Here is a 13,220-nt window from a genome sequence, read left to right on the forward strand (position 1 = left end):
ACTAATAGTTTTTAAAAAAAACCTATCTAGATTGAAATTTAGATAGGTTTTTTTATTTTCTAAACTCAATTAAACGTTGTCTTCTTATTCTTTTTCTTGAATAAGCGTTTAATAAAACCATCGCGTTTAGTAGGTTCGCAATCCAAATCGTCTAAAACTTGCTCCGAAGGGTTCTCAAACTGAGCTCTGGTAATTGAGTTAAAATCATTATCAGTATTCAATTTTTGAAAAAACTTAGCGAAAATCGGTAAGGCCGAATTGGCGCCTTGTCCCATTCCTGTGGATTTGAATCCAATAGCATGATTATCGTTTCCTACCCAAGTGATGGTTACTAATTTTGGGGTTAAACCTACAAACCAACCGTCTTTATTGTTCTGTGTCGTTCCTGTTTTACCAGCAATTTCATTTTTTAGACCATAGGTACTTCGTAATCTTGAAGCGGTTCCTTTATTGACTGTAGATTTCATCATTTCCAAAAGTACTTGTCTCGTATAGTCGTTATAAGCTTCCTTTTCTGAAATTTCAGGTTGAAACGTGGCAATGACGTTTCCAGATTTATCCTCAATTTTAGTGATGTAATAAGGTTTTACTGATCGGTTGTTATTTAAATAGCTGGCATATGCGCCTGTTAAATCCTTTAAATTGATTTCTGCAACACCTAAGGCTAAGGATGGTTCATTTGGTAATTTTTTTGAGATGCCTAATTTTTCAACCTGTTCTAAAACCTTTGGTATTCCAACCCTTTCCATAACCTTAACAGAAATAGTATTTATGGAATTGCTCAGCGCATTTTCCAACGTATAATTGATATAAGGATCTTCATCTTCATCACCGCCAGAATTACTAGGAGTCCAATCATCGTAATCGGTGTAAGTCACTTTATTTAGCGAAAAATAAGTACATGGATCCAAGCCATTCTCGATAGCTGCTGTATAAACAAAAGGCTTAAATGTAGAACCAACTTGTCGTTCACTTTGTGAAATATGATCGTATTTGAAATATCGGTAATCAATACCACCAACATAAGTTCTCACAGCACCTGTAGTCGGCTCTATAGAGAGCATTCCAGTATTTAAGAATTTGAGATAATGTTTTAAACTATCTATAGTTGATATTTTTTTGATGGTATCGCCTTTCCAACTAAATAAATCAGTCAATTTTTTAAGACTTAGTGAGTCATTGATTTGACTTTCAGATAACCCTTGCGCTTTATAAGCTTTGACTTGAGGTAAATTATTAATGGCATTTTCGAGTAGTTTCTTGTTGGTTTCCCAAGGTGCGCTTTTACCGTATGAATTTTCAAAATCCGTTTGAAGTTTGCTAATGTGTTCTTTCATGGCTTCTTCTGCCAATTCCTGCATTTTATAATCTAGCGTCGTGTGGACGATTAAGCCATCTTTGTATAAATTATACTGCTCTCCATCAGGCGATTTTAAGGTATCTAAAATAGATTCCAATTGTTTTTTGACTTCGGCTCTAAAATAAGGTGCCAAACCTAAATCGTGATTAAACGACCGATACTCTAATTCTAAATCTTGATTTGAATAATAGTCTAGTGAATCTTCGGCCAAATAATTGTAATTCACCATTTGGCTTAAAACCACATGCCTTCGGTCTTTACTGCGCTCCAAATGTACTCTTGGATTGTAATATGTATTGGCTTTTAAGGTACCAACTAAAGTGGCGGCTTCATTTAATGAAATATCTTTTACCGATTTATTAAAGAATTTACGGGAGGCACTTTCTATACCATACGTATTATCGGAAAAAGGAACGGTATTTAGGTACAAGGTTAAAATCTCTTCTTTGGAATAAACGGCTTCAATACGTTTGGCAACAATAGATTCTTTAAACTTATTGATAAGCATACTGAATATCGCATAGTTCTTCCTGCCATAAAGATTTTTAGCCAATTGAAGTGTTATGGTGCTTCCGCCTCCTGCTGACTTATCCTGAAGAATTAAATTTTTGACAAAAACACGCATCAAACTGATGTTATCAATGCCGTCGTGCTCATAAAATCTTGAATCTTCTGTAGCAACGAGCGCATCAATGAGGTGTTTTGGGAAATCTTCAAATTTTACGGGCTGTCTGTCATAAATATAATATTTGCCAATTAATTTTTCATCCTTATCTAACAACTGTGTGGCCTGCTCTTGCTTTATGGAACCGATAGCTTCCAAAGTAGGAAGCTTTCCAAATACCCCAAGATAAATACTGATGTAAAGCCCTAGAAGAAATAGTAAGACAGCACCGATTGCAACAAGCGACCATTTAATCCACTTATTCTGCCATAATTTTTTTAATCGCGATTTAATTCTAGTGAAAAAAGAATTCATATTGAAGCTATTTCTATGTCAACCATACTTTTTCGAAAATCATTCTAAGAGAACCACTAATTTTTCAATTTAAACACAAATTTTTGTCAGCTATTTAGATTCAAGTCTAAATTCCCTGCCTGCGGCAGGCAGGTAACATCCAAAAGCGAAGCGGTCTGATATCTTTTATCTATTCTATATCTTCAACGTCTGGATACAAGAAATGATTGTATGGAAAGCGCGTCACATGGATTTCCCTGACTTCTTGGTAAACCCGTTTTCTAAATTCATCCATGTTTTCCTTGTTCAATGCGGAAATAAACAACGCATTGCCATCTAACCGCGACATCCAAGTTTTTTTCCATTCTTCAATAGTAAAATTGGCTTTGGTGCGTTCTTCTACTAAATCATCTTCATCAAAAGGTTCTGGTTCATAGGCATCAATCTTATTAAAAACCATGATAGTTGGTTTATCCTTACTATCAATTTCGTCTAAAATCTGATTGACGGAATCTATATGTTCTTCAAAATTGGAATGTGAAATATCAACGACATGAAGCAATAAATCAGCTTCCCGAACTTCATCTAGCGTACTTTTAAAAGACTCTACCAATTGTGTTGGCAGTTTTCTAATAAATCCCACAGTATCACTAACTAAAAAAGGCAAGTTTCCAATAACCACTTTTCTCACGGTCGTATCTAGCGTAGCAAATAACTTGTTTTCGGCAAAGACATCACTTTTACTGATCACGTTCATCAGTGTTGATTTTCCAACATTGGTATAACCGACCAGCGCCACACGTACCATTTTCCCACGATTACCGCGTTGAACAGCCATTTGCTTATCAATGGTTTTGATCTTTGATTTTAGCAAAGCTATTTTATCACGAACAATACGTCTATCGGTTTCAATCTCTGTTTCACCAGGACCACGCATACCAATACCCCCTTTTTGCCGCTCAAGGTGTGTCCACATCCCTTTAAGTCTTGGCAATAAATATTCACATTGCGCCAATTCTACTTGGGTTCTTGCATAGCTTGTTTGTGCACGTTGGGCAAAAATGTCCAGAATAAGATTCGTTCTATCGAGAATCTTACAATTCAGTATTTTACTGATGTTTCGTTCTTGGGCTGGCGATAATTCGTCATCAAATATTACGGTACCTATATCATTTTCTTTTACAAATTTGGTAACTTCTTCCATTTTCCCTGTGCCAATAAAGGTTTTAGGATTTGGCATGGTCATTTTTTGGGTAAAGCGTTTTATGACCTCACCACCAGCGGTGTAGGTTAAAAATTCGAGTTCATCCAAATATTCCTTTGATGTTTCTTCATCTTGGTCTTGTGTAATAATACCTATCAGGACCGTTTTTTCTAAGTCTATATCTTTTTTTTCTATCATAAATACATTAAAGGTGCAAAGTTAAGCAATTAGTGGCTGTCTATATAAATTTTAAAATAACCTATATTTAGTCCCATGAATTATAATTCTGAAATTTATACTGTAGCGTTTTATAATGTTGAAAATTTATTCGACTTTGAAAATGACCCTTTAACACACGATGATGATTTTTTACCAGCGTCAGCCAAACGATGGACGCCAAAGCGCTATCAAAATAAATTAATGAAATTAGGCGCCGTAATTTCTCAAATAGGTAAAGAGCAATCTAAAGTTGCACCAGCAATAATCGGGTTAGCTGAGGTTGAGAATGAAACCGTGTTATCAGACTTAGTAAATAGTAAAAACTTAAGGGATGAAAATTACAGTTATGTACATTATGATTCTATGGACGAAAGAGGCATCGACGTAGCACTGCTCTACAAACCCAGTGTTTTTAAAGTTGAACATTCTGAAACCTTTTCCGTTTATCTTCAAAACGACCTAGGCCAAAAAGATTACACGAGGGACATTCTTTTGGTACAAGGCAAACTAAAAGGTGAAATCCTTAATATAATCGTCAATCATTGGTCGTCTAGAAGAGAAGGTGAAAAGGAGACTGAATTTAGGCATATAGCAGCAGCTAATGTTGTAAACTCAATAACAAAACGATTGAAAGAAAAAAACCCAAATGACAAAACTATTGTTATGGGAGATTTTAATGACAATCCAGGCAGCAAAAGTTTGTTATTATTGGAAAAAGAAAGCAACCTTTATAATCCCTTCAAAACGGTTTGGTCTCACGATAATGGAAGTTTAAATCACAATTTTCAATGGAATATATTTGACCAAGTTCTATTTTCTACAAATTTCTTTGATACCAATACAACCAAATTAGCATTTATTGAGGCTAAAATATTTAATGTTAAGTCTCTAACGCAGTATCAAGGTAGATATAAAGGACAGCCATTTAGAACTTATGTCGGCAAAAAATATAAAGGCGGATATAGTGACCATTTTCCTGTTTATATTCAATTGAAGTCAACTTAAAAAATCGCCTCTACCATTTATCGATTATTAAGGTAGTTAATCTATTATAACAATGTTAAGCTCTTCTTAATAGCCATTTTTTATATATTCGAATTCGCATAGCCAAATCGTCCAACCAACGCAAGGAATGCGTATTACAACACATTTTTTCTTAAACAACAACAAACCTCCTTTTAATCTAATGATTATAAGGGAATTAAATAATTTTTTAACAAATCGATTAATGATGAAAAAGATTACTCTATTTTTAATCATGCTTGGCTTTTTCCTAACGGCTAGTGCCCAGTATAATTTTCCTACGATTGTAGGCCCTACGAATGTGGCTGAAGGATCGCCTGTTACAATTAATCTCAATGATGTGGCGAATACAGCTGGAGTGCCCGCTTCTTCGTCTGGCTCTTACGAGTCCTTTTCTATATCAGCCGACTGGGTTGCTGGAGGAGCAAACCCGTATTCTAATGAGGCAGATTTAACAGTAACGACAACTGCCGGATCTGTTTTAATAGACCCACCAACAACTAGTGGTGCTTTAGGTGCAGATGCCGTAATTACTTTTGTAGGTGATTTTGCTGGTCTTTATGACCCAACGACGGATGGATCATTAGACTTGGTTCTAAATCAAAGTTGGGCGGATTCGGATGCGAATTGGTCCAATATTGTTGTGACATTGTTTGAGTCACCAACGTGTCCTGAACCTACTGGAATAATGTCCTCAAGTGTAACTTCAGATTCAGCAATTTTAGATTGGACTGCTGGAGACTCTGAAACAGAATGGAATATTGAATATAGTGGTGGCGCAGATTTTACACCTGGAAATGGTGAAGAAGAAGTTTCAGCTCCTGTAACAGGCTCACCAAATACCACTTTATCAGGTCTTACACCTGCAACGACTTATTATGTTTATTATCAAGCCAATTGTGGGCCAAGTGACCTTAGTCTATGGGTAGGTCCATTTATCTTTGCTACTGAATGTGTAACTTTTACTGCGCCATACACGGAAGGTTTTGAAAATGCTGGTGATATTCCTTTATGTTGGTCTATGAGCGGTGGAGAAGATTGGGAGTTTGCAGATGACGGAGGTTTTGATAATATTGGTGACGGTGGTACACTTTCTGGATCTACAGCCACTAACAATTATTTCGCTTGGGTAGATGCTTCTGGAGATGATGGGCCTAGTACTTTAACAAGTCCTTTAGTTGATGTGAGTGGTTTAACAGCACCTGCACTTTCATTCTATGAAATTAGCGATAATCAAGGTGATGCCAATAGTACTTTAGACGTTGAGGTGTGGGATGGTGCAGCTTGGAATAACGTAGGAACTTTCAATACTAATACGGTTGGTTGGGAACTTAAAGTTATAGATTTAGGTGGTTTAACCATTACCGGAGATATCCAAGCTCGCTTTATATTTTCTGAGACCGTACCTGGAGATTTTACTGATGATATTGCAATTGATGATGTCACTATTGATGAAGCTCCTAGTTGTTTTAATCCATCAATGTTAACTGCAAGTACAATTACTTCTAATAGTGCTGAATTAAGCTGGACTCAAGGCGGTACCGTTGTTTCTTGGAATATTGAAATCGTGCCTTCTGGCACAGCTCCTACAGGAACCCCTACTGCAACTGATATATCAAACCCATATGATGCTACTGGTCTTAGTGCCATTACGAGCTATGATTACTATGTACAAGCCGATTGTGGAGGAGAGCTTAGTGGGTGGGCTGGACCATTTACATTTGAAACCCTCTGTGATGTTTATATACCTGATTATATTGAAAATTTCACAACTATTCCTGCACAATGTTGGGAAGAGGCAGACAGTGGTGACGCCACGACAGGACCTATGGAATTAGGTAATAGTCTTTGGGGAGCAGATGGTTTCCAAAATGATGGTACAACTGGCGCTTATAGAATTAATTTATATCAAGGCGGCGTTAGAAGTGATTGGATTATTTCACCAAGATTTGATTTAACAGGTGGGCCATTTCAAGTAGAATTCGATTTTGGTATTATGCTCTTCGCTAATTCTACAACACCTGGAACTTTAGGGTCTGATGATACAGTACAGTTACTAGTTACCAACGATGATGGTGCTACGTGGACAAACTTACTAACTTATGACAGTAGTTCTGTTGTTCCTTTAACTGGAGAACATCCTGTGATTGATTTAACCGCTTACAGTGGTCAAATTGTACAGTTTGCCATATTAGCTTCGGACGGAACAGTTGATGATTCAGAAGATGTAGATGTCTTTGTAGATAATTTTAGAGTAAGAGGTATACCGACCTGTCCGGAACCGACAGATTTAACCGCCAACAACTTAAGTTTAACTTCTACTGAAGTCGGTTGGACGGAAAACGGAACATCAGCATCTTGGAACATCCAATATGGAGAGGCTGGTTTTGCCTTAGGGACAGGTACTATTGAAGCTGGTGTGGATACTAATCCTTTTATATTGACTGGTCTAACACCAGATACAAGCTATGAATTTTATGTACAAGCGATTTGTGGTCCTGGTAATGAAAGTTCTTTTAATGGTCCTTTTCAATTTTTTACAGGGTATTGTGAATCGATACCATCAAGTAATGATGGTGATGGTATAAATAATGTAACTGTAGGGTTTACTGATTTCCCTAGTATTGGTGATGTAACCTACGAAAACAATACTTCTCCAGTGATTAATGTTTTTCAAGGTATAAATACTAACGTCGAAATTGAATTTGACCACGGATTTACATATAACACTAATATTTGGATAGACTTCAATGATAATTTAATTTTTGAAGATACTGAGATAGTTTTTCAAGGAGAATCCGATGGAATTGGTGATCCTCAATTCTTTGATGCTTCGTTTGTAATGCCATTAACTGCACCAATAGGTGAGCATAGAATGCGGATTGGAGCAGCGGATTTTGGACAGGCAACGCCAGACCCATGTTATGATGGTACTTGGGGTATAACTTTAGATTTTACGGTAAATATTCAAGAATTATTGTGTACGCTAGCTGAGGCAAACTACACTACCGTTCCTGATTGTGCCAATGATCAATTTTTTATCGATGTTAATATTACTAGCTTAGGTGATGCTACGTCATTAGAAATTTCAAATAATTTTGATGCAGGCACAATTCAAGCTTTGGCGTTAGATACTTTTCAAGCAGGACCTTTTCCTTTTGGAACAGCTGTAAAAATATTTGTAACCAATGAGCAAGACAACAATTGTGTTATCAGTAGTGAAACTTTTGAAGTATTGGCTTGTCCGCCTAGCAATGATGAGTGTGCGGATGCTACTGTCGCTGTTGTAAATCCTGGTGAATCTTGTGAACAAGTAAATTCAGGTACTATTTTGGCGGCTACACCTTCAGGAGTGCCTTCTGGTAGTTGTTCTGGAAATCCAGATGACGACGTTTGGTTCCAATTTACCGCAATAGGAACTCAACAAATTATTGAAATACAAAATGTGGCAGGAGGAACATTTAATTTAGATCATGCCCTTTATGAAGGTAGTTGTGGTGCGCTTTCGGAAGTATATTGTACTGCCGATGATTTTAGCCTAACTCCAGAATTAATTGTAGGTAACACATATTATGTAAGAGTATTCTCCGCAGGATCAATCGCAGAAACAAGCACTTTCGATCTTTGTATTAGCACTTTAGGTATTCCTGTATATTGTTTAGATGCTTTACCTATTTGTGCAGCTCAGGATATTGAATATGAAAGTATTGTTGGTGACCAAACGGCACCTCCTTACTTAGATTATGACTGTTTAGGATCTCAACCAGATCCGCAATGGAATACTATATTATTTGATGATGCGGGTGACTACGTATTTACTCTAGAACAAACAAATGCTGGAGGTGCTGGTTTAGATATTGATTTTATAGTTTGGGGACCTTTTGTGGATCAACAAGGCGGTTGTGTAGAATTATTACCAGATACGATTGCCGATTGTAGTTTCTCTGGAACTTCTATAGAAACAATAGAATTAAATGGAGTACCAGCAAATTCAACATATATTATTTTAATAACTAATTTCTCACAACAAGAAGGGAACTATACTTTTGTGCAAGATTCTGGTCCAACAGATGGTACTAACTGCGATGTGGTATGTGATGTGGTATTGGAATTAGATGGAGCTCCTGTTGAAGACGATATTGAAAGTCCAGCCGAGTTAGATGAAATATTTGATTTTTGTGGGTTCGATGATGGAGTACTTTTAGAAGCCACTACATTCTATGATGTTGATACTTATCAATGGTTTCAGGATGGTGAATTGGTTACAGAACTTGACGACCAAGGAAACGTAATTGATTATAACGAACCAACACTAACTGCTACGGAAACGGGAACTTATCAAGTTCGCGTATTAGGAGGAATTTGTGACCAAAGCGTCCTGTATTTTTCTGCTTATATTCAAATTAATTTTTATGATAGCCCAGAGCCAGTAGAACCACAAACTATTACTTTATGTGATGGTCCTGAAGCTGACGGTGCTGCATCGTTCAATTTAGATGCTTTAACAGCCGAGCTGGCTTTAGATGGTTTCACAATAAGTTATTATACCGATCCGACTGATGCTAATCAGGCAATGGGCGCAATTACTGCTACCGATGGTTTTAGCTCAACAGGTGAAACCATATTCATGAGAATTGAGGATTCAGATGCGGCTACTGATGGATATTTAGGTTGTCGTGAACTTTCAAGTGTAGAATTAATTGTTAATCCAGTGCCAACCATTAACCAACCAGAACCATTATTTGTTTGTGATGATATGGATGGCTCAATTGATGGGACTACAGAATTTGATTTAACATCTATCAATACTGAAGTTACAACGGAAGATGGAATAGAAGTAACTTATCATAATTCCCAAGAGGATGCAGATGAAGACACCGGAGATATTACAAGTACAACCTATTCTAGTGCGGGTGAAACCTTATATATAAGAGCTGAGAACACAACCACTGGATGTTACCAGACGACAACTTTTGATATTGATGTGAATTTACCACCGGTAGCTGAATTTAATAATGAAAATATCGATTATGAGGTTTGTCCTAATGCCACCGTTCCAATTTCAATCGGTTTTGAACCTGATAATTTTACGGATTCAGAAGTATCAATTAGTTGGACTCTAGATGGTGATCCGTTTAATGGCAATAGTGCTATGTTGAATAACGTTTTAGACGCAGGTGTTTATGAAGCTACAATTACATTCAATGATACAGGATGTACAGCTACTATTGCAACAACTGTTTTAGAACTTGAGTCTTGTGTGTTCCCTGAAGGTATTTCACCAAACGATGATACGATGAATGATACTTTTGATTTAAGCAGTTTCAATGTTACTAAACTTGAAATATTCAATAGAAATGGAACCCTTGTATATTCTAAAACTAACTACCTTGACGAATGGCATGGACAAACGGATGATGGTGAAGAATTACCTGTAGGTACTTATTTCTACACCGTTATTTACGAAGGTGGTGCAAAATCAAAAAGTGCTTGGGTGTACATTAACAGATAATCAACTAACAGAATCAACTTAATATAATGAAAAAACTCTCTATTATAGCGGTTTTGCTCATGGCATTACAAATGCACGGGCAACAAGACCCTCAGTACACACAGTACATGTATAATATGAATATAGTAAACCCTGCTTATGCAGGATCAAGAGAAGGCCTTTCTTTTGGATTACTATACAGAAACCAATGGTCTAGAATTGAAGGAGGTCCTGAAACAGGAACGTTCTTTGGTCATACCCCAATTGGAAGTAATCTTGGATTAGGGCTTTCAGTTATCGCAGATCAAATTGGTCCCGTTAAAGAAACCAATGCCTATGTAGATGTTTCATACACTTTAAATTTAGGTGGTGAACATAAATTAGCATTTGGTGTTAAAGCGGGCGCCACTTTTCATGATATAGGATTGGCTGGTATTGAAATCGTTAACACAGATGATCCCTTCCTAAATCAAAATATAAATTCAACGACACCAAATATTGGAGCTGGTTTCTTTTATTATACGAATAAATACTACGTCTCTCTATCTGTACCCAATTTATTATCCTCTGTACATTTAGATAATGATGGTCGAAAAATAGGATCAGAAACACAACACTATTTCTTAACTGGTGGTTACGTGTTCGATCTTTCTCCAAATACAGAGTTAAAGCCATCGGTTATGGTAAAATCTGCATTTGATGCACCAACTTCATTTGATGTCAACTTAAATGCACGGTTTTTTAAGAAGTTTGAGATTGGAGCTTCATATCGCTTAGATGATTCGTTTTCTGGCTTAGTAAATTTTGCGCTCACAGATGGTTTAAGAATTGGCTATGCATATGACGCTATATCTTCGGATATAAAAGCTTACGCACCAGCATCACACGAGATCATGTTATTATTCGATCTTAATTTTCCAAAGCGTGTTTCACGTTCACCAAGATACTTTTAATCAGTTAAGCTAAAACAATTATGAAAAACTTTAAAACATTATTATTTATTACGTTGATGAGTAGCTTATGCTTAACTGCTCAAAATAGCGATACAAAGAAAGCAGATAAACAATTTGCTAGATACCAGTATGTGGATGCGGCAGAAAGCTACGAAGAACTTGTCAATGAGGGTAAAGCAGACACCTATGTTTATAGCCAACTTGCCGAAAGCTATTATAACATATTTAACACTGAAGCAGCAGAGCGCTATTATGCCAAAGCATTAGAAACTTCCGAAAAGCCAGAAATGGTCTATAAGTACGCACAAATGTTAAAAGCAAATGGAAAGTATGAAGCTTCTAATGTACAAATGGAGAAATTTGCTTCTATGCGACCAGCAGATAATAGAGCCATAGCCTACAAGAAAAATCCAAATTACCTTCCTAAAATTTTAGAACAAGGTAAAAAGTTCAACGTGCAGAATGCTTCTTTTAATTCTGAACAATCAGACTTTGGTGGTACATTAAATGATGGCAAATTATATATTACTTCTGCCCGTAATGACAGTCGTAAAACTTATGGTTGGAACGACCAGCCTTTTTTAGATATATACACAATTGTTAAAAATTCAGACAGTACTTATCAAGAAGCTACTTTAGCTAATAAAAAATTAAACACTAAATATCATGAAGGTTTAGTGTCTTTTTCACCTGATGGTAAAACCATGTATTTCTCACGTGAAAGTTTTTATGAAAAAGATTACGAAAAGGATTCTCTGAGCGGTGCACGATTTAGTCAACTTTATTTATTTAAAGCCACAAAATTAGGAGACGATTGGGATACCATAGAGGATGTAGGTATTAACAGCGAAAATTATACAGTTAAAAACCCATCTGTAAGTGCAGATGGAAGCACTTTATACTTTGCATCAAACATGCCAGGCGGTTTTGGAGACTATGATATTTACAAAGCTCCAATAAACGCAGATGGTACTTTAGGCGAACCAGAAAATTTAGGTCAAAAAGTCAATACTGAAGGCGAAGAAGGGTTCCCTTATATCAGTAGTAATAATACCCTATATTTTTCATCAAATGGTCATTTAGGCCTCGGTGGTTTTGATGTGTTTTACACTAAAGAAATTGATGGTACTCTAGCAAATGCGCGTAATGTTGGTATTCCTATTAATAGTAATGCCGATGATTTCGCCTTTATAATTGACGAAGAAAATGATAAGGGTTTCGTATCTTCTAACAGGGAAGGCGGTAAAGGAAGTGATGACATTTATGAATTCAAAAAATTACAACCACTCTGTGATGTTGTAGTTAGCGCAACAGTTCTAGACGATGAGAACCGTGAACCGATTTCAGGTGCTTCGGTCTCTTTATATGATGAAGAAGGTAATAAAGTAACCTCAAAAATGACCAATGATGAAGGTATTGCTGAATTTATCGTAGAATGTGAAAAAGATTCTGAACTAGAGGTTGTTATGGACGGATTCGACAGTAAAAAAGTTCCAGTAAAAGGGACTAACGAAGAGGTAAATAACGTTCAAATTTCTTTAGAACCAATTGAATCGATAATGGAACCAGAACAAATTGTTTTAGCACCAATTTTCTTTGAATTTGATAAATCAAACATAACTGCTGAAGCTGCTTTTGAATTAGATAAACTTGTTCAGGTTATGAAAAAGTATCCTGAATTGGTGATCAAGGCAACATCGCATACAGATGAGAGAGGCTCTGAATCATATAATATGAACCTTTCTGACCGCAGAGCTAAAACTACGGTACAATATGTAATCTCTCAAGGTATTGATGAGTCTCGTATTTCTGGAATAGGTAAAGGCGAATCTGAGCCAAAAATTGATTGTTCTTCTGGTTGTACTAAAGAACAATACGGTGAAAACAGACGTTCTGAATTTATTATCGTAAATGAAGATATGCAAAATATGCAAGAAGAGTAATTTACAATTAGATAGAATAAAAAAAGCCTATCCTTTATTTAAGGATAGGCTTTTTCTATGTTTTGAAAA

Annotated in this window: 6 protein-coding genes; 4 read left to right on the top strand and 2 right to left on the bottom strand. The window is 36.3% G+C overall.

Annotated features, from left to right (window positions below):
• Positions 1–65: 65 nt before the first annotated feature.
• On the bottom strand, positions 66–2,339 hold the full coding sequence (locus HM987_RS17580; protein ID WP_179009319.1) for a transglycosylase domain-containing protein: 2,274 nt from the start codon (positions 2,337–2,339) through the stop codon (positions 66–68).
• A gap of 169 nt (positions 2,340–2,508) precedes the next feature.
• Entirely contained in the window at positions 2,509–3,720 is a 1,212-nt protein-coding gene (gene hflX, locus HM987_RS17585) for a GTPase HflX (RefSeq protein WP_179009320.1), read from the bottom strand.
• A gap of 75 nt (positions 3,721–3,795) precedes the next feature.
• Between hflX and HM987_RS17590 the strand changes: the two genes are divergently transcribed.
• The 4 genes from HM987_RS17590 (at position 3,796) to HM987_RS17605 (ending at position 13,151) form a co-directional block, all read left to right on the top strand.
• A complete protein-coding gene (locus HM987_RS17590) occupies positions 3,796–4,746 on the top strand; it encodes an endonuclease/exonuclease/phosphatase family protein (RefSeq protein WP_179009321.1) in 951 nt (316 codons plus the stop codon).
• Between the two features lie 223 nt (positions 4,747–4,969).
• Positions 4,970–10,276, top strand: a complete 5,307-nt coding sequence (locus HM987_RS17595) for a fibronectin type III domain-containing protein (RefSeq protein ID WP_179009322.1) — start codon at positions 4,970–4,972, stop codon at positions 10,274–10,276.
• Positions 10,277–10,302: 26 nt separating this feature from the next.
• Positions 10,303–11,208: a PorP/SprF family type IX secretion system membrane protein gene (locus HM987_RS17600; RefSeq protein ID WP_179009323.1), complete on the top strand. Its 906-nt coding sequence runs from the start codon at positions 10,303–10,305 to the stop codon at positions 11,206–11,208.
• A 20-nt stretch (positions 11,209–11,228) separates the two neighbouring features.
• The gene (locus HM987_RS17605) at positions 11,229–13,151 is read left to right on the top strand and encodes an OmpA family protein (RefSeq protein WP_179009324.1); all 1,923 of its coding nucleotides are present in this window, start codon (positions 11,229–11,231) and stop codon (positions 13,149–13,151) included.
• Positions 13,152–13,220 lie beyond the last annotated feature (69 nt).

Origin of the sequence: Winogradskyella forsetii (assembly GCF_013394595.1) — a bacterium.
Classification (GTDB): domain Bacteria; phylum Bacteroidota; class Bacteroidia; order Flavobacteriales; family Flavobacteriaceae; genus Winogradskyella; species Winogradskyella forsetii.